The sequence below is a fragment of the Kitasatospora sp. NBC_01560 genome (assembly GCF_045208415.1).
Classification (GTDB): Bacteria; Actinomycetota; Actinomycetes; order Streptomycetales; family Streptomycetaceae; genus Kitasatospora.
On record NZ_CP109364.1, the window covers coordinates 2,823,127 to 2,841,123 of the forward strand.

Annotated in this window: 15 protein-coding genes; 10 read left to right on the forward strand and 5 right to left on the reverse strand. The window is 73.9% G+C overall.

Going from position 1 to position 17,997, the window contains the following annotated elements; translation table 11 throughout:
* Positions 1-4: 4 nt before the first annotated feature.
* The 5 genes from OH807_RS12055 to OH807_RS12075 all read left to right on the forward strand — a co-directional run bounded on the left by OH807_RS12055 (position 5) and on the right by OH807_RS12075 (position 4,570).
* Positions 5-808: an ABC transporter ATP-binding protein gene (locus OH807_RS12055; RefSeq protein WP_406210924.1), complete on the forward strand. Its 804-nt coding sequence runs from the start codon at positions 5-7 to the stop codon at positions 806-808.
* Positions 795-1,697, forward strand: coding sequence for an ABC transporter permease (locus tag OH807_RS12060; RefSeq protein WP_406197428.1), 903 nt, complete (start codon positions 795-797; stop codon positions 1,695-1,697). The genes OH807_RS12055 and OH807_RS12060 overlap by 14 nt, the downstream gene beginning before the upstream one ends.
* A 287-nt stretch (positions 1,698-1,984) precedes the next feature.
* On the forward strand, positions 1,985-2,434 hold the full coding sequence (locus tag OH807_RS12065) for a hypothetical protein (RefSeq protein ID WP_406197429.1): 450 nt from the start codon (positions 1,985-1,987) through the stop codon (positions 2,432-2,434).
* A gap of 130 nt (positions 2,435-2,564) precedes the next feature.
* Positions 2,565-3,698 carry a hypothetical protein gene (locus tag OH807_RS12070; protein ID WP_406197432.1) on the forward strand — a complete coding sequence of 378 codons (1,134 nt, stop codon included), beginning with the start codon at positions 2,565-2,567 and terminating at the stop codon, positions 3,696-3,698.
* 125 nt (positions 3,699-3,823) lie between these two features.
* Complete coding sequence (locus OH807_RS12075; RefSeq protein WP_406197434.1) at positions 3,824-4,570, forward strand: sirohydrochlorin chelatase; 747 nt, start codon at positions 3,824-3,826, stop codon at positions 4,568-4,570.
* A 65-nt stretch (positions 4,571-4,635) separates the two neighbouring features.
* Here OH807_RS12075 and OH807_RS12080 read toward each other — a convergent pair whose 3' ends face one another.
* On the reverse strand, positions 4,636-5,655 hold the full coding sequence (locus tag OH807_RS12080) for a hypothetical protein (protein ID WP_406197436.1): 1,020 nt from the start codon (positions 5,653-5,655) through the stop codon (positions 4,636-4,638).
* Between the two features lie 114 nt (positions 5,656-5,769).
* Here OH807_RS12080 and OH807_RS12085 point away from each other — a divergent pair, with 114 nt between their 5' ends.
* Complete coding sequence (locus OH807_RS12085) at positions 5,770-6,636, forward strand: helix-turn-helix transcriptional regulator (RefSeq protein ID WP_406197438.1); 867 nt, start codon at positions 5,770-5,772, stop codon at positions 6,634-6,636.
* A 90-nt stretch (positions 6,637-6,726) separates the two neighbouring features.
* On the opposite strand, the gene OH807_RS12090 is transcribed toward OH807_RS12085, so the two are convergent.
* From OH807_RS12090 to OH807_RS12100, 3 genes are all read right to left on the reverse strand, one after another.
* On the reverse strand, positions 6,727-8,406 hold the full coding sequence (locus OH807_RS12090) for a DEAD/DEAH box helicase (RefSeq protein WP_406197440.1): 1,680 nt from the start codon (positions 8,404-8,406) through the stop codon (positions 6,727-6,729).
* Between the two features lie 157 nt (positions 8,407-8,563).
* Positions 8,564-8,767, reverse strand: coding sequence for a cold-shock protein (locus OH807_RS12095; RefSeq protein ID WP_360183300.1), 204 nt, complete (start codon positions 8,765-8,767; stop codon positions 8,564-8,566).
* 296 nt (positions 8,768-9,063) lie between these two features.
* Positions 9,064-11,244: an MMPL family transporter gene (locus OH807_RS12100; protein ID WP_406197442.1), complete on the reverse strand. Its 2,181-nt coding sequence runs from the start codon at positions 11,242-11,244 to the stop codon at positions 9,064-9,066.
* Positions 11,245-11,798: 554 nt separating this feature from the next.
* On the opposite strand from OH807_RS12100, the gene OH807_RS12105 reads away from it, so the two are divergent.
* The 4 genes from OH807_RS12105 (at position 11,799) to OH807_RS12120 (ending at position 17,090) form a co-directional block, all read left to right on the forward strand.
* Positions 11,799-14,027 carry an MMPL family transporter gene (locus OH807_RS12105; RefSeq protein WP_406210927.1) on the forward strand — a complete coding sequence of 743 codons (2,229 nt, stop codon included), beginning with the start codon at positions 11,799-11,801 and terminating at the stop codon, positions 14,025-14,027.
* 140 nt (positions 14,028-14,167) lie between these two features.
* Positions 14,168-15,061 carry a phosphotransferase enzyme family protein gene (locus tag OH807_RS12110; protein WP_406197444.1) on the forward strand — a complete coding sequence of 298 codons (894 nt, stop codon included), beginning with the start codon at positions 14,168-14,170 and terminating at the stop codon, positions 15,059-15,061.
* Positions 15,062-15,232: 171 nt separating this feature from the next.
* Positions 15,233-16,303 carry a polysaccharide deacetylase family protein gene (locus tag OH807_RS12115; RefSeq protein WP_406197447.1) on the forward strand — a complete coding sequence of 357 codons (1,071 nt, stop codon included), beginning with the start codon at positions 15,233-15,235 and terminating at the stop codon, positions 16,301-16,303.
* Positions 16,304-16,379: 76 nt separating this feature from the next.
* Entirely contained in the window at positions 16,380-17,090 is a 711-nt protein-coding gene (locus tag OH807_RS12120; protein WP_406197450.1) for a DUF3592 domain-containing protein, read from the forward strand.
* A gap of 69 nt (positions 17,091-17,159) precedes the next feature.
* Here the strand turns inward: OH807_RS12120 and OH807_RS12125 are convergent, their stop codons facing one another.
* A complete protein-coding gene (locus OH807_RS12125) occupies positions 17,160-17,861 on the reverse strand; it encodes an exonuclease domain-containing protein (protein ID WP_406197453.1) in 702 nt (233 codons plus the stop codon).
* Between the last annotated feature and the right edge of the window lie 136 nt (positions 17,862-17,997).

Consider the following 17,997-nt stretch of genomic DNA (forward strand, 5'->3'; position numbering starts at 1 on the left):
CCGGATGTCCCCGGCACTGACCACCTCGGACGACGCCGCCGGCGTCGGCACCCGGGACGGCTCGCCCGCCGTCCGGATCTCGCACGTGCACAAGTCCTTCGGCCGCCCCGGCGCCCAGACGCACGTCCTGGACGACATCACCCTCGATGTCGCGCCCGGCGAGTTCGTCACGCTGCTCGGCGCCTCGGGCTGCGGCAAGTCCACCCTGCTCAACCTGGTCGCCGGTCTCGACAAGCCCACCGCGGGCTCGATCGAGGTGTCCGGGGGCCGCCCCGCGCTGATGTTCCAGGAGCACGCGCTGTTCCCCTGGCTCACCGCCGGCAAGAACGTCGAACTCGCACTCAAGCTCGCCGGGGTGGCCCGCCCCGAGCGCCGGCCCGAGGCCGAGCGACTGCTCGAACTCGTCCGCCTGGGCGGCTCCTACGGCAAGCGCGTGCACGAGCTCTCCGGCGGCATGCGACAGCGCGTCGCCCTGGCCCGCGCGCTCGCCCAGGGCGCCTCGGTGCTGCTGATGGACGAGCCGTTCGCCGCGCTCGACGCGATCACCCGGGACGTGCTGCACGACGAGATCACCCGGATCTGGGCCGAGCGCAAGCTCTCCGTCCTGTTCGTCACCCACAACGTGCGGGAGGCCGTCCGGCTCGCCCAGCGCGTGGTGCTGCTCTCCTCCCGCCCCGGCCGGGTCGCCCGCGAGTGGCGGATCGACCTGCCGCAGCCGCGGCGGATCGAGTCCTCCGGCGTCGCCGACCTTTCCATCGAGATCACCGAAGAACTGCGTGGGGAGATCCGCCGCCATGGCCAGCACTGACAGCACCACCACCCTGGCCAAGGACCGGCCGGGGGACATCGCCGACGTCGGCGCCGGACTCGACGCCCTGGACGCCGTCCAGGTGCGGCGCGTGCCGCTCGGCGAGATCCTGCGGAAGAAGGCCCTGCCCCCGCTGCTGGGGCTGCTGCTCGTCCTGGCGGTCTGGCAGGGCGCCTACAGCCTCGAACTGACCTCCTCCTACAAGCTGCCCAGCCCCGCCGACGTCTGGGACTCGCTGGTCGGCCTCTGGGAGGCCGGGACGCTCTTCAGCATCGTCTGGACGAGCGTCTGGCGCGGCATAGCGGGCTTCCTGGTCGCCGTCGTGATCGGCACCCCGATCGGCCTGCTGGTCGCCCGGGTCAGGCCGATCCGGGCCGCCCTCGGCCCGGTGCTCTCCGGCCTGCAGTCGCTGCCGTCCGTCGCCTGGGTGCCGGCCGCCGTCATCTGGCTCGGCATCAACGACTCGATGATGTACGCCGTCATCCTGCTCGGCGCCGTCCCCTCCATCGCCAACGGCCTGGTGGCCGGCATCGACCAGGTGCCGCCGCTCTTCCTCCGGGCCGGCCGCACCCTGGGTGCCACCGGCCTGTCGAACGCCCGCCACATCCTGCTGCCGGCCGCCCTCCCCGGCTACCTGGCCGGCCTCAAGCAGGGCTGGGCGTTCTCCTGGCGCTCCCTGATGGCCGCCGAACTCGTCGCCTCCTCCCCCGACCTGGGCCTGGGCCTGGGCCGGTTCCTGGAGAACCAGCGGGAGTCGGCCAGCATGTCCGGCGTCCTCCTCGGCATCATCCTCATCCTGTTCGTCGGCATCGCGATCGACCTGCTGCTCTTCGCCCCGCTGGAGCGGCGCGTCCTGCGCAACCGCGGCCTGGTGGGCACCGCCCGCTGAGCCCCGGCGCCGGACCGGCGCCCACCGCACGCCCGCCCCGGCCCCGAGCCCCGGCAGTCGAGTACTCCCGACTGCCGGGGCTTTCGCGTTCCCCCACCCAGGGGGGTGATTCGTACAGATACGTGCACCCCATGACGGATGTGTACGGACAAACCGGAGCGGGCCCATGGCAAACCCGCCTGATATGAAATACCGAATCGAGCCAGACATTGGCCGGAACCATAATATTCATTGAATCTTTTAATTCGCAGACATAGGTTCGTACAAGTCAACCGAAAGGAATGGTCATGATTTCGTTCCGCACCAAGGCCGTGGCCGTCGGCGCAATGGCGGCGGCCCTCATGCTGGGTTCCGCACCGCTCGCCTCGGCCGACACGAGCCCGAAGGCCTCGTGCAGCTCCGGCCTCGGCTCCCCCGGAAATGACGCGACCTTCTCCGGCTACTCTCAGTACTTCGTCGTCAACAGCACGACGATCAACAACGTCTCGTACTCGCTCGCGACCAACAGCCAGGGCCAGTACAGCAACTACAACAACAACAACTTCCAGGCCTACCTGCTGGACGGCGGTGGCAACAAGGGCTGGTACGAGGCCAACCACCTCGGCTACACGCTGGACGACATCTGGGGCCCGACCCTGGGCACCGGTGTTCAGACCAAGCGCGGCCAGACGAAGCTCACGGTCGCCGCCCGATTCCTCGACTCATTCTCCTGCAAGGGCACCACCTGGTCCTTCTGATCCCTCTTCGAGAAACCCCGGGTGAAACCCCCTCGTGAAACAGCGGGATGATCCCGGGCATTCAGGCCCGTACAAGGTGGGGCGGCGGAATCCGCCGCCCCACCTCCCGCCCACCCGGGAGACCCCGCCCATGCGCCGGACCGCATATCTGGTCGTCACGCTCGCCCTCGCCGCCCTCGCCGTCGGCTGCACCGGCCAGGGCGCGTCCGCCCCGGCCGAGCCCACCGGTCCGCGCCCCTACCTGGCCGACGCCGACGCCCACGGCTATCTCACCTACGACCCGCGGACCCAGGCCTTGACCGGCTACACCCGCGACGGGACCCGGCGGTGGCAGCGGGAATCCGTCGACCCGTACGAGGTGCACTGCGTCCTGACCTGCCCCGATGCCGTGATCAGCCTGCGCCCGAAGGACTCCGGCGAGGCCGGCACGACCGCCGCCCCGACTGCGGCCGAGGCCGGCGCCCCGACCGCCGGCAGCACCGGCGACCCCGGCGTGCTCTGGATCGCCGGCACCGCGGCGACCCCGGCCGGCGGCGCCGACACGAAGATCCACTGGGCCGCCTCCCGGGAGGACTGGATCGGCTCCACACCCACCGAACTCCTGATCTCGAACCGCGGGAACATCACCGGGACACCCCTGAAGAACTCCGCCTCAGCGCTGTTCCGGCTCTCCCCCGACGGCACCTCCGCCATGGTCTCGACCCCGGTCGGCACGACCCCGGAAAGCGGCTGGTCCGGCCAGTCCGTGGAGATCGGGAAGGACGGCCCGAAAATGGGCCGGGCCATCGCCTCCATTCCCGGGCCGATCGGCTGCTGGAACCCCGACGGCACGCGCATGGTGACCTTGGGAAAGAATCCCACGGTGGTTTCCGCCAGCGACGGGACGCCCGCTGCCGGACTTTCCGCGGAGTTCGCCAGTGAATGCACCTCGGGACCGTCCGGAATCACCGTCGGTGAATACCGGCCGAGCCTGGAGGGGAACACCGGGCAGGCCACCCTGTTCGACGGGAACTCGTTCCGCCGGATGAGTGCGTCGAACCGCCTCACCGACGCCTCGGGATTCAAACCGGCCGGCCCCTGTGTGGCATTCACCCAGCACGGCAGGGTCGGCTTCATGAATCCGGCGGACGGCGCCGTGAAATCCACCGGAATCCAGGGCGTCGACACCTGGAAGGCCGGCGCCGGCGATCTCTGGGCCCTACACCCGGACGGCCGGGCGGAGCTCGTCCCGGTCGGCCCGGAGAACTGCCCGCCGGCCGGCTGACGGACGGGCGGAACACCGGGAACGGCGCATATCCCAGCAACCGGACAGGGCTTTCCCGGCGATTCTCCGACTGCTAGGGTCGGTGTTCCACCCGATTCTTCCGCACGCCGAGGCCTCGTGTGATCATGCCTGCACCAGCTCGACCGTTCCTGCTGATCGCCCACGGCAGTCGCGACCCCCGGCACGCCGCCACCGTGGCCGCCCTCGCCGGGGAGGTCCGGGCCCAGCGCCCCGGGCTGGAGCTCGCCACCGCCTACCTGGACCACTGCGCGCCCCGCATCCCGCAGGTGGCCGACCGGCTCGGCTCCCACGCGGTCGCCGTCCCGCTGCTCCTCAACCGGGCCTTCCACGCCAAGCACGACATCCCCGCCGCGCTGCGCTCCACCGGCGCCGGCCTGCCGGTCGCGGACGTGCTCGGGCCCTCCCCGCTGCTGCTCGCCGCCCTGGACCGGCGGCTCGACGAGGCCGGGCTGGACGTCTCCTCCCCCGCCGTCCGCGCCCGCACCGGCCTCGTCCTCGCCGCCGCCGGCTCCTCCGACCCGGCCGCCGACGCCGCCACCCGCGCGGTCGCCGCCGAGTGGCGCCGCACCCGCGGCTGGGCGGCCGTCGAGGTCGCCTACGCCTCGGCCACCGGCCCGCGCGTCCCCGAGGCGGTGGCCGCGCTGCGCGCCGCCGGCGCCGCACAGGTCGCCGTCGCGCCCTACCTGCTGGCCCCGGGCCGGCTCCCCGACCGGATCGCCGGGGAGGCGGCCGGCGCCGACCTCCTGGCCGACGTCCTCGGCGCCGCCCCCGAGGTCGCCACCCTGCTGCTGGAGCGCTACGACGCCGCCGCCCGCACCCCGGCCCGGGCGCTCCCCGCACTCACCGCCTGAGCACCGAGCCACCCGCGCACCGAGCCGCCCGACCGGGACCGCCCGAGCAGCGGGCCGCCGCGCCCTCAGACCCGGCGCAGGGTGAACGTGTCCGACGGCGCGCCCGCGAGCGCCGCGCCGAGCCGGCCGAAGAGCTGGTAGACGGCGCCCCCGGGGCCCGGGGTGACGGCGGTGGCCAGCGGCTCCGCCGTGGGGCGGGCGGAGACCAGGCGGGCGCTGCGCCACTGGTCGTCGGAGCGCAGCTCGACCATGGCGTCGCGGCCCGCACCGCCGAAGTCGTTGGTCACCCCGACGACGCTGCCGTCCGGGCGGGCGAGCATGCCGTCGAGGTGCAGCAGCGCGGCGCCGGCCCCGGTCACCTCGATCCGGCTCAGCGCCTCCGGGCGCCGGACCGGCACCTGCCAGAGCGTGCCGTCGTCCCACTTGCCGATGACCAGCCGACCGTCGCGCAGAACGATGCCGTTCAGGCCGACCTCGCCCGGCAGCGGGGCCAGCCGGGCGTCCCGGACCAGCACGGAGGCCGTGCCGTCCACCCCGATCCGGTAGACGATCGGCGCCTGCGAGTCGGTGACGTACGCGGTGCCGTCCGGGCCGAAGGCCACGTCGTTGGCGAAGTGCGGGCCGCCGTCGCCCGCCACGGCGGCCAGGTCGACGTAGAAGAGGCGCCGGCCGCTCCCGGCGTCGTAGGCGCCGAGCCCGGCCAGCCGGCCACGGGTCGCGGCGGAGCTGCGCTCGCCGAGGCCGTTGTCCCCGTTGGCCACCAGGACCCTGCCGCGGGCCGCGTCCACGTGCAGGCCGACGACCGAGACCAGGGTCTCCGGCTCGTCGACCAGGGTGCGGACGGTGCCGTCCGTGCGGACGGTGGAGACGGTACCGTGGCGCAGCGAGCCGACCAGGAAGCGCCCGCGGGCCGCGTCCCAGGTGGCACCCTCCGGCACGAGCGCGGGGGCGTGGCCCTCGATCACGGCGGGCGCCCGGTGGGTGGGGGCCGCGGCGGCGGGCAGTGCCCCGGCGGTACCGAGCAGGGCGGCGGCGGCCGCGGTGACGGCCACGGTGCGGCGGAGCGAGGTGTTCTGGCGGTCCATCAGGAATTCTCCCGTGTCGGTGATCCGTTGACTGGATCGAGCCTCGCGCGGGCGGACGGGCCGCGGCAGTGCGTGCGGATGCTGGTAGCCGGACTACCAGGGAGGGTGGGCGGAATGGACGACGCGGAGATCCGCCGGAAGGCGCTGTCGGGCTTCCTGCGCAGCCGGCGGGCCCGGCTGACGCCGGAGGAGGTGGGCATGGCGCCCGGGGTGCGGCGCCGCACCCCGGGGCTGCGGCGCGAGGAGCTGGCGCTGCTCGCCGGGGTCGGGGTCACCTGGTACACGTGGCTGGAGCAGGGGCGGGCGATCAACCCGTCCCCGGAGGTGCTGGCGAGCCTGGCCCGGACGCTGCGACTGGACCGGGCGGAGACGGCGTACCTGTTCCGGCTGGCCGGCAGCCACCCGCAGGACGACGAGGCCGCCGTCCCGGAGGAGGTCCCGGCCCCGCTGCTGCGGCTGCTGCACGCCCAGTGGCCGGCGCCGGCCTTCGTACTGGACGCCGACTGGGACGTCCGGGCCTGGAACCCGGGCGCGGAGGCGCTGTTCGGCTTCTCTCGCCGGTCGCCGCAGGAGTGCAACGTGGCCTGGGTGGTGTTCACCGATCCGGTCCACCGGGCCCGGGTGGTCGGCTGGGAGGAGCACGCCCGGCGGCTGCTGGCGGAGCTGCGGTCGGCCTACGCCGAGCGCGGCGGCGACGGCGCCCCGGCGGCCCGGCGGCTGGCCCGGCTGATCGGGCGGCTGCGGGCGCAGTGCCCGGAGGCGGACCGCTGGCTGGACGAGCACCGGGTGCGCGAGCGGACGGGGGTGGAGAAGGACATCCGGCACGAGGCGGTCGGGCTGCTCCGGCTCGACCAGGTGGTCCTGGCGGCGCCCGGCGGGCTCCAGTTGCTGGTGCTGTCGCCCCGGGACGCGGAGACCGCCGGGCGGCTGCGCCGGCTCGCCCCGGCCGCACCGGCCGCACCGGACGCCGTGGACGCCTGAGCCGCGGTCGGCCCGCGGACGCACCCGCGGACGCGAACGGCCCGGCTCCCCCTCGGGCGGGGGGCCGGGCCGTTCGTTCGGTGTGCCGGGTCAGTCGGCCTTGCGGCGCTGGCGGCCGGTGCCGTAGTTGGAGCCCGAGCCGGAGCCGGAGCCCGGCTTGGCGCGGCCCGAGGAGCGGCCGATGAAGCCGGCCGCCTGGCGGCGCCCGCCGCCCTCGCCGCCCTGACCGCTGCCGCCGCCGCTGCCGCCGGCCGCGCCCATGCGCTGCTTCGGGCGGGGGCGGCGCGGGTTGCCGTTCATGTCGACGTCGGTGGGCAGCCCGGAGCGCTTGCCGGGGCGGCGGCGCGCGGAGCCGGCGGGCTTGGTCTCGGCGGGCGCGGCCACCACGGGCACGGCCACCGCGACCGGGACGCCGCTCGGGGTCCGGGCGCCGGTGATCCGGCTCAGCTCGGCGTCGCCCGGGCGGATCTTGGTGGTGGTCGGGCGGATGCCGGCCACGGTCATCAGCCGGCTGACCTCGCGCCGCTGGTCGGGCAGGACCAGCGTGACGACGGTGCCGGACTCGCCGGCCCGGGCGGTGCGGCCGCCGCGGTGCAGGTAGTCCTTGTGGTCGATCGGCGGGTCGACGTTGACGACCAGGTCGAGGCCGTCGATGTGGATGCCGCGGGCGGCGACGTTGGTGGCGATCAGCGCCGTCACCAGGCCGTCGCGGAACTGGTCGAGCACCCGGTTGCGCTGCGGCTGGGACTTCCCGCCGTGCAGCGCGGCCGCCTTCACGCCGTTGGCCAGCAGCTGCTTGGCCAGGCGGTCGGCGCCGTGCTTGGTGTGCACGAACATGATCAGCCGGCCCTCGCGGGAGGCGATGTGCGCGGTGGCGGAGGCCTTGTCGGCCGCTTCCAGCTGGAGCACGTGGTGGTCCATGGTGGTGACCGCGCCGGCCGACGGGTCGACCGAGTGGGTCACCGGGTCGGTCAGGAAGCGCTTGACCAGCCGGTCCACGTTGCGGTCCAGGGTGGCGGAGAACAGCATCCGCTGCCCGCCCTCGGCGACCTGCTCCAGCAGCTTGGTGACCTGCGGCAGGAAGCCCATGTCGGCCATCTGGTCGGCCTCGTCGAGGACGGTGATCGCCACGTCCGAGAGCACGACGTCGCCGCGGTTGATCAGGTCGTCGAGCCGGCCGGGGGTGGCCACCAGCACCTCGGCGCCGCGGCGCACCGCGTTGGCCTGACGGGTGATGGACATACCGCCGACGACGGTGGCGATCCGCAGGTTGACGGCGGTCGCGTACGGCGTGAGCGCCTCGGTGACCTGCTGGGCCAGCTCGCGGGTGGGCGTCAGGATGAGCGCCAGCGGGTGCCGGGAGTCGGCCCGGCGGCCGGCGGTGCGGGCGAGCACCGAGAGGCCGAAGGCCAGCGTCTTGCCCGAGCCGGTGCGGCCGCGGCCGAGGACGTCGCGGCCGGCGATGGAGTCCGGCAGGGTGGCGGCCTGGATCGGGAACGGCTCGACGACACCCTCGCGGGTGAGCGCGCTCAGGATGCCCTTGGGCAGCTCCAGCTCGGCGAAGCTCGCCGCCGGGGGCCGGGCCGGGGTGCCCTCGACGACGGTGAAGTCGGCGGGCGCCTGGACGGCGGCACGCGGGGCGTTGCGGCGCTGGCCGCGGGGGGCGTCACCGCGGGCGCCACCGGTGGCGCGGGGGGCACCGCCGTTGCGGGTGCGGGGCTTGTTGCGGGTGCGGTCGCCGTCGCGCGGCGAGCGGGCAGGGGTGGTCACGGAGTCTCCGTCCGAGGGGAAGCACAGCCCGTGCGGGGCTGGTCGGCCGTCGGGAAGGAGTTCGCCGCCCCGGCCGTTCGGCGGCATGGGCGAGGGCCCGCACCGTGCGGTACGGGCCCTCGCTACGCGAGATCGCGAGTCAGCTCGGAAGCTGGACTCAGATGACGCGGATGTTCTCGGCCTGCGGGCCCTTCTGGCCCTGCGTGACGTCGAACTCGACCTTCTGGCCCTCGATGAGCTCACGGAAGCCCTGGGCGCTGATGTTCGAGTAGTGGGCGAAGACGTCGGCGCCGCCGCCGTCCTGCTCGATGAAGCCGAAGCCCTTTTCGCTGTTGAACCACTTCACGGTGCCGGTAGCCATAACCGTCTCCTCATAAAACTGGGGCATCAGGGACCACACGTCGTGGACCCCAAGTAGCCGCGATCCCCATCCGGAGACTGAAACACCGGACAAAACAAATGCGCCTGTTGGTTGGTACCAGCAGGCGCACACAAACGTTCATGGGAACCAAAACTGCAACTGGTTCGACTGTAGCACGGCCGCACCCCGGATGACCGGGGACTTTTTGCCTCGCACGTCACGTTTGCCGCCGCGCGGGAACGGGCAAGCGGCGCCCGCCGGAGCGGACGCCGCCTGCCTGTCGTGGAGCGGGACGGTCAGTGCCGTCCGGCCGGCTCCGGCGCACCGTGCACACCGGCCACCTGGGCCGGGCCACTGCCGTGGCCGGCGGTGTCACCGTGCCCCGGCCACCAGGCGCGGTGGCCGAGCAGGGCGGTGATCGCCGGGGTGAAGAACATCGCCATCACGAAGGCCGCCAGGAAGATCCCGAAGGCCAGGGCGAAGCCGAGCTCCATGAAGAGGACGTTGCCCGCGAGCATGAAGGTCGCGAACGACGCCGCCAGGATGAAGCCGGCCGCGGCGACGGTCGGGCCGCCGTGCTTGATGGCCTCGCTGGCCGCCTCGCGCGGGCTGCGGCCCTCACGGGCCTCCTCCCGGAGGCGCGAGATGATCAGGATGTTGTAGTCCGTACCGATCGCCACCACGAAGAGGTAGATGAAGATCGGCAGCATGAACATCAGGCCGGGCTCGCCCTTGACGCTCTGGAACAACAGCGTGGTGGAGCCGAGCGTGGCACCGAACCCGAGGCCCACCGAGGCCATCAGGTACCAGGGGGCGACGACGCTGCGCAGCTGCAGGCCGAGGATGATCATGATGATCAGCGCGGCGAGCGGGAAGACCAGCTTGTAGTCGTGCGCCATCGCGGTGTTGATGTCCTTGTAGACGGACGTGATGCCGCCCACGTAGGCCTTGCTGTCCGCCGGGGCCGCGCCGTGCGCGACGTCCCGCAGCTCACCGATGGTGTCGATGGCCTTGTTGCTGGCCGGCGCGTCCTTCAGCAGCACGGTGAAGTCCGCCGTCGCGCCGTCCTCGCTGATGCCCTGCTTGGCCTGCGGGACGACGACCTTGTCGACGCCCGGGACCTTGCCGAGCTTGTCGCCGAACGCGTCCAGCGCCGCCGGGTCGAGCTTGCCGCCGTCCTTGGTCAGGTAGACGTGGCTCGGGTCGGCCGCACCGGCCGAGAAGGCCGTCATCAGCTTGTCCTGGACGACCATCGACTCCTTGCCCTTGGGCATCGAGCTGCCCGCGAGGTCGAAGGTGCCGTTGTAGTTGACGCCGGCGAGGGTCAGGATCAGCAGCAGGCCGCCGGAGACCAGCGCCACCAGGCCGGGCTTGCGGCCGGTGAGCCGGCCGAACGCGGCGAAGCGGGCGTTGGTCGGCTCCTGCATCCACTTCTTGCCCGGCCAGAACACGCCGCGCGACGGGATCACGGCCAGCACGGCCGGGGCCAGGGTGAGCGAGACCAGCGCGGTCGCGACGACCGCGATGGCGAGCGCCGGGCCGAGCGCGGTGAACATGCCCAGGCTGGACAGGATCAGCACGGCGAAGGCGACGGCGACGGCACCGGCGGCGGAGGCGATCGCCTCGCCGACCCGGGAGACGGCGTTGGCCACGGCCTCCTTGCGGTCGTCACCGGCCCGCAGCCGCTCGCGGTAGCGGAAGGCGAGGAAGAGGAAGTAGTCGGTTCCGACACCGAGCACGACGACGATCAGGATCGCCGAGGTCATCGGGGAGGAGTCCAGGTCGAACAGCTTGATCGCGTGGTTGATCAGGCCGTTGGCGACCGGCATCGCGACGGCGAGCGAGAGGACGACCGGCAGGATGCCGGCCAGGACGCTCCGGAAGATGATGCCGACGATCAGGATGACCAGCACCAGGCTGCCCAGCAGGACGATGGCGTCGGTCGCACCGGACGCCTCCTGCTGGTCCAGGCTGCTGGCGGCCTGGCCGCCGACCTGGAACTTGAGGCCGGTGTCCGCGGCGAGCTTGGTGCCCTCCGTGCGCAGCGACTTGGCCGCGTCGGTGTACTCCTTGGTCTGCATCTTGGTCTTGTCGATGGCGACCATGGACAGCGCGTACTTGCCGTCCGTGGACTTCGCCTTCTCGCTGACCGGGATGATCTGCTCGACCGCGGGGATGTGCTGGTCGGTGAGGCCGTTGACGACCTTGTCCATCGAGGCCTGGTCGGCCTCGGTCAGCTTGCCGCCGTCGGTGCGCTCGAAGAGCAGCAGCGCGGCGGGCGTGAAGCTGGACGGGAAGGCCTTCTCCTGGACCTGGGCGGCCTGGATGGACTCGTAGTGCTTGGGGAGGAAGGCCGACTCGTCGGTCTGGGCAGTGATCGTCGGCGCGGACGCGACGATCGCGACTGCCGCGACCAGCCACGCCACGATCACCCACCAGGCGCGGCGGACGACAAATTGTCCTAGTCGGTGGAACATGCTCGTGTGCCTCCTGGGCATGGTTCACCGCAGCCCTTGGGGGACGGGACGTCGGGCGACGGAGGACCGGCTGGGCATGGCGACGAAGCCCGCCCCTAGCCGGTCGGCAGGTAAGTGTGCAGAGGACATCATCCTACGAGAACTTGCTAGCCGCCCGGCAAGCAGCCCCCGTGAAGCCGACCCCCTCGGGGGGACACCCAGTGGTGGCCCCCCACCATCTTCACCCGCCGACCGACCGGTTGACCTCGTGCTCCGGGTGGAGACAGCTCCCCCTCAGGGTGGAGTTCCCACCCACCGCAGGGAGGAGAAATCAGGGTTCTCCGGTAGGGATAACCCCACCCCACCCCCCAGGAAGACCCCCGGGGCGACTCCCCCGCCAGCCGGATACCCCCTCAACCCCCGTTTTTCTACTGTCGGTTGCGACGCCGGGAGCAGCTCCGGCGCCCGGCTCCGGCGGCCCGCCGCCGGCCCGCACCCACCGCCTTTCACGCGGCGACCACCGCCGCTCTCCCAGGGGGATCTCCGTGAGGACCAAGCTCGGCACGGCCGCCGCCATGGGCGCCTGGAGCGCCCGGCACAGAAAGACCGCCGTTTTCGGCTGGCTGATCTTCGTCGTGCTCGCCGCCTTCCTCGGCGGCCTGCACGGCAGCACCGAGGTCAAGGAGTCCGAGGCGATGCCCGGGCAGGTCTCCCGGGCCGCCCGGATCCTCGACGACGCCGGGCTGAAGTCCCCCGCGAGCGAGACCGTGCTGATCCAGAGCGCCACCCTGACCTCCGACGCCCCGGCCTTCCGCGCCGTCGTCGAACAGGTGATCGCCGGGGTCGGAGCCACCGGCAGGGCCACCGACGTGCGCTCCCCGTACGACACCCGGGCGGTCTCGGCGGACGGCCGCTCGGCGCTCGTCCAGCTGAACGTCCGGGGCGAGCGGGACGAAGCCGTCGAGAACGTCCCGGCCGTCCTCGACGCCGTCGCCGCCGTGCAGAAGCAGCACCCCGACCTGACGGTGGTCGAGCTCGGCGACGCCAGCTCCGGCCGGTGGATCGACGAGCAGTTCTCCAACGACTTCGCCCGCGCCGAGTGGACGGCCGTACCGCTCGCCCTCGGCATCCTGCTGGTCGCCTTCGGCGCGCTGGTCGCCGCCGTGCTGCCGGTGGTGCTCGCCATCACCGCCTTCGTCGCGGCCGGCGGGCTGGTCGCGCTGAGCAGCGGGCTCCTGCACACCAGCAACAACGCCAGCTCGGTGATGCTGCTGGTCGGCCTCGCCGTCGGGGTCGACTACTGCCTCTTCTACCTGCGGCGCGAGCGGGAGGAGCGGGCCGCCGGCCACGACCTGGACACCGCCCTGCGGATCGCCGCCGCCACCAGCGGCCGGGCCGTGCTGGTCTCCGGCGTCACCGTGGTGGTCGCGATGGCCGGGATGTTCCTCACCGGCATCGCCGAGTTCCAGGCGATGTCCTACGCCACCATCGTGGTGGTGATCACCGCGGTGCTCGGCTCGCTCACCGTGCTGCCGGCCCTGCTGTCGATGCTCGGCGACCGGGTCGACAAGGGCCGCGTCCCGCTGCTGGCCAGGCTGCGCCGCCCCGGCTCCGGCTCCGCCGCCACCGGCGGCCGGGTCTGGAACGCCGTCCTCACCCCGGTGCTGCGCCGTCCGCTCGCGGCCACCGTGCTGGCCGGGACGCTGCTGGTCGGCCTGGCCGCGCCGCTGGTCACCATGCACACCGCCAACCTCACCTTCCAGCAGCAGCTGCCCGAGGGCAACGCGCTGGTCTCCGCCTCGCAGAAGATCGAGGCCGCCTTCCCCGGCAGTCCGGCGCCCGCCAGCGTGGTGATCAAGGCCGCCGACATCGACTCCCCGGCGATGACCGCCGCCATCGCCGACCTGAAGGCCCGCGCCCTCGCCAGCGGGCGGATGCACGGCCCGGTGGACGTCACCGTCCACCCGGAGAAGAACATCGCCACCGTCGACATCCCGCTCAACGGCAGTGGCAACGACGCCGTCAGCAACGCCGCGCTGAAGACGCTGCGCACCGAGCTCGTCCCCGCCACCGTCCTCAAGGTGCCCGGCACCGAGGCCCCGGTCACCGGACGCACCGCCGGCTCGTACGACTTCAACGACAAGATGACCGGCTCGATGCCGCTGGTCTTCGGCTTCGTGGTGGCCTTCGCCTTCGTCCTGATGCTCGCCTCGTTCCGCTCGCTGGCCGTCGCCGCCACCGCCGTGGTGCTCAACCTGCTCTCCGTCGGCGCCGCGTACGGGGTGCTGACGCTGGTCTTCCAGCACGGGGTGGGCGCCTCGCTGCTGGGCACCGCGGGGGTCGGCGCGGTCGAGTCCTGGGTGCCGCTCTTCCTCTTCGTGATCCTCTTCGGCCTCTCGATGGACTACCACGTCTTCGTGGTCTCCCGGATCAAGGAGGGGCACGACCGGGGCCTGCCGACCCGGGCCGCGATCGCGCACGGCATCCGCTCCACGGCCGGGGTGGTCACCAGCGCCGCGGTGATCATGGTGGCGGTCTTCGCGGTCTTCGGCACCCTCTCGATGCAGGCGATGAAGCAGATGGGCGTCGGCCTGGCGGTCGCGGTGCTGATCGACGCCACGATCATCCGCGCGGTGCTGCTGCCCGCGGTGATGACCCTGCTCGACGACCGCAACTGGTACCTGCCGTCCTGGCTGCGCTGGCTGCCCGACCTCTCGCACGGCGAGTCCTTCCCCCCGCCCGGCGCCCACGGCACGGTGCCCGCCCCGGCCGACGGCGCCCGGCACCGCCGGGTCGGGGTCTGACCCACCTGGTCCGACCCACCGGGCCGGGACCGGTCCGCCGCACGCCCCCACCACCGGCCGGGCCCCGCATCACGCGGGGCCCGGCCGGCGTTTGCCAGAATGATCACCGCCCCCGGCCGCCCCCTGGAACGGACTCCCCCATGCCCCTCTTCGACGAGGCCCGTGCCCGGCTGCTGCTCGCCGCCGCCTGCGAAACCGCGGGCCTGCCCGCCCCCGATGGCGCCCGGCTGCTCGCGCTCGGCGAGAACGCCGTCTTCGACCTCGCCGGCCCGGCCGTGGTCGCCAAGGTCGGCCGCGGCCCCGAGCTGGTCGAACGGGCCCGCCACGAACTCGCCGTCGCCGACTGGCTGGCCGACCACGACGTCCCGGTGGTCCGCCCGTACGACGGCGTGCCGGCCGGACCGCAGTCCGCGCACGGACACCCCGTCACCTTCTGGCACCGGCTCGCCCCCGCCGTCCGCCCGGCCCGGTCCGCCGACCTCGCACCGCTGCTGCGCGCCCTGCACCGGCTGCCCCTGCCGCCGTTCCCGCTCGCCCGGCGCGACCTCCTCGCCCCGGTGGAGCGCTGGCTCGCCTCCGCCGAGGGGCACGTCGACCCGGCCGACGTCGCCTTCCTGCGGGACCGCCGCGACACCTTCGCCGCCGCGCTGCCCGGCCTCGTGCCGCACCTGCCGGCCGGGCTGATCCACGGTGACGCGCTGCCGCGCAACGTCCACGTCGGCCCGGACGGGCCCGTGCTGCTCGACCTGGAGACCCTCTCGCAGGACCTCCGCGAGCACGACCTGGTGGTGCTGGCGCTCAGCCAGGACCGCTACGGCGTCCCGGCCGAGGAGTACCGGGCCTTCACCGAGGGCTACGGCTGGGACGTCCGGGAGTGGTCCGGGTTCATGGTGCTGCGCGGGGCCCGGGAGACGGCCAGCGCCTCCTGGGTGGCGCAGCGGACGCCGGGGAACGCGGCCGCGACGGCCGAGTTCCGCCGCCGGGTGGAGTCGCTGCGGGCGGGGGCGACGGACGTGCGCTGGTACCCGTTCTGAGGCCGGCTCGGAGGTCGGCCCCCGGGCCGGACCGGAGGCGGGCGCGCGCCCTGGTGGAACGCAACCGGATGTGGTCCGATCGGCGTCCTGTACGACAGTCGGACTGAACTCGGCCCGAGCGCGGTCCGGTTCAGGGGTCGACGCCCGCCTCCGCACCGAGGAGCCGCAGCCATGTCCGAGCACACCCCCTCGCAGCGCCCCTCCGCCACCGCCCCGCGCCGCCGCCTGGTCGTCGGCTGCGTCGCGGTGGCCGCCGCCCTGGGCCTGGCCGCCTGCGGCACCGCCAGCGGCGCGCTCCAGCCGCAGCCGAGCGTCACCGTGTCGGGCCCGTCCGCCCCGACCGTTCCCCCCACCCCGTCAACCCCGGACAGCTCCGCCCCGGGCAGCTCCACTCCGGGCAGCTCCGCGCCGGCGCCCTCCGCCGGCACGCCGTCCGCACCGAAGCCGCCCACCCCCGCACCGCGCGCACCGAAGCCGCCCACCCCCGCACCGCGCGCACCGAAGCCGCCCACGCCCGCCGCCCCGCCGCCGAGCACCTCCCGGCCCCCTTCGAAGCCGCCGGCGCAGCCCCCGGCACCCGCCCCGAGCACCGCGGCCCCGGCCCCGGCGCCGCCTCCGCCTCCGCCGCCCGCGAGCGGGGTGTCCACCGTCGTCGTCCGCTCCACCGCCTCCGGGGGCCGGACGGTCGCCCTCACCTTCGACGACGGCCCCGGGCCCGCCACCGGCCAGGTGCTCGACCTGCTCGCCCAGTACGGCGCGAAGGCGACGTTCTGCCAGATCGGCCGCCAGGCCGCCGCCAACCCGGCGACGGTCAAGCGGATCGTGGCGGCCGGCCACCGGCTCTGCGACCACACCGTCGACCACCCGCAGCCGTTCGGCGCGCTCCCGCACGACCGCGCCGGCTACGAGATCGCGCACGCCGAGGAGCAGATCGTCCAGGCGGGCGGGGCGGGCACCACGGTGTCCTGGTTCCGCGCCCCGGGTGGCGGGTTCACCGCCGACAACCAGCGGATCGCCGCCGGGCTCGGCCTGCGGCCGCTCGGCTGGTCGGTCGACCCGCGCGACTGGTCCCGCCCCGGCGTGGCGTCGATCGTCTCCACCGTCCAGGGCCAGTTGCGGCCCGGCGGCGTCGTCCTGCTGCACGACGGCGGCGGCGACCGCAGCCAGACCGTCGCCGCACTGAAGCAGCTGCTGCCCTGGCTGATCGCCCAGGGGTACCACTTCGACTTCCCCGCGACCTGATCCGTTCATCCGCCATATCCCCTGCGGATGAAGGCAGTTGACCACAGAAGGGACGGGTGCGCACTACCATCCGCGCATGACGACCGAGCGCCGCCTGGGCGGCCCCCGCATCTTCACGGTGATCCTGCTGAGCGCCTTCGCCCTGGAGGGCGGGGCCCTCGCCGCCATCGCGTACGAGCGCGCGTACGTGACCGGCGCCTGCGCTCCGGAGACCGTCTGCACCGGCGACACCGTCGTGTTCCCGCTCACCGCCGGCCTGCTGCTCTGGCTGACGGCCATGTTCGGCGCGCTCGGGCTGGCGGAGGCCCGCAACGTCGAGCGGCCGCACCGCCTCCCGCTCGGCCTGACCTCCTCCGCCGGCCTGCTCCTCGGCCTGATCGGCGCCTACCCCGGCCACGACGCGCTCCACCCGGGCCTGGCGGCCCCGATCGCACTGACGGCCCTGACCGCCCTCGTGGCGGGCGTCCGCGGTGAGCGCCGGATCCGGCGCGAGAACGCGGAGCAGCGGCGCATCCGGGCCCTCACTGCCCGGCTGGACGTGCACGGCGTGACCGTCCGCGGCACGATCACCGAGCTGCACGGGGCCGGCCGGCCCCGCGGCGGGCGGTCCGCCGTCCGGCTCACCGTCCGGTACGCCGCCCCGGGCGGACCGGAGTTCCTGCTCCCGCACACCCAGGCGTTCCCCGTCGACGCACCGCCCCGCGTCGGCGACCCGATGGCGGTCACCCTCGACCCCGGGGACCCAGCCACCGCCCTGGCAGCCGTCCCCGGGCCGCAGTTCTCCTGACCTGGCCACCGCCGTCCCCGGGGCTCGTCCGCTACCTGCGGCCCGCTCGACCGCCGGTGCGGGCGGGGTTCAGCGCAGCGGCCAGCGCGGGTCGATGACGGCCTGCGGGTCCTTGCCGCGGCGGAGCCAGGCCTCCAGGCCCTCGGCCCAGTCGCGGTACCAGTCGATCTGCCGGGCGTGCAGGTCGGCGAGCGGGACGCCGCCGACCTCGGCCGGGTAGCGCTCGGCGAGCGCGACGGCGACCCGGACGGCGGCGAGGGCGTCACTGCCGGCCTCGTGGGCGTCGGTCAGCTCGACGCCGTAGACCTCGCAGACCCGCTGGAGGGTCCGCGAACCCTTGCGGTACTTGTCGACGGCCCGGTCGATGACCAGGGCGTCGAGCACCGGGGCGACCGGCCCGCCGAGCCGCTCCGCGAGCGGGGCGAGGCCGTGCCGGTGCAGCTCGGCATCGAGCAGTGAGAGGTCGAAGGGGGCGTTGAAGGCGACGACGGGGCGGCCCGCGGCGATCCGCTCGCACAGGGCCGCGGCTATCTCGTCCACCGCCTCCTTGGCCGGGCGGCCCTTGCTGCGGGCGAGGTCGTCGCCGATGCCGTGGATCGCGGCGGCCTCGGTGGGGATCGGGACGCCCGGGTCGAGCAGCCAGTCGGTGGCGCCCAGCCGGCGCGCCCCGACGGTGTCCACGAGGGCGGCCGTGACGATGCGGTCCACGGCCGGGTCGGTGCCGGTGGTCTCCAGGTCGAAGCCGACCAGTGACTGCTGCCACCAGCTCATAGGGGTGTGTCCTTCCGTCCTGCTCGTCGAAACAGCCCCTATCATCGCCCGCCCCACCGACAACCCGGTCGGTGGGGCGGGGCGCAGCTCCTCGTCGGGCGCCGGCGAGCAGGCTCCGGCCGAGCCGGTCGGCGCC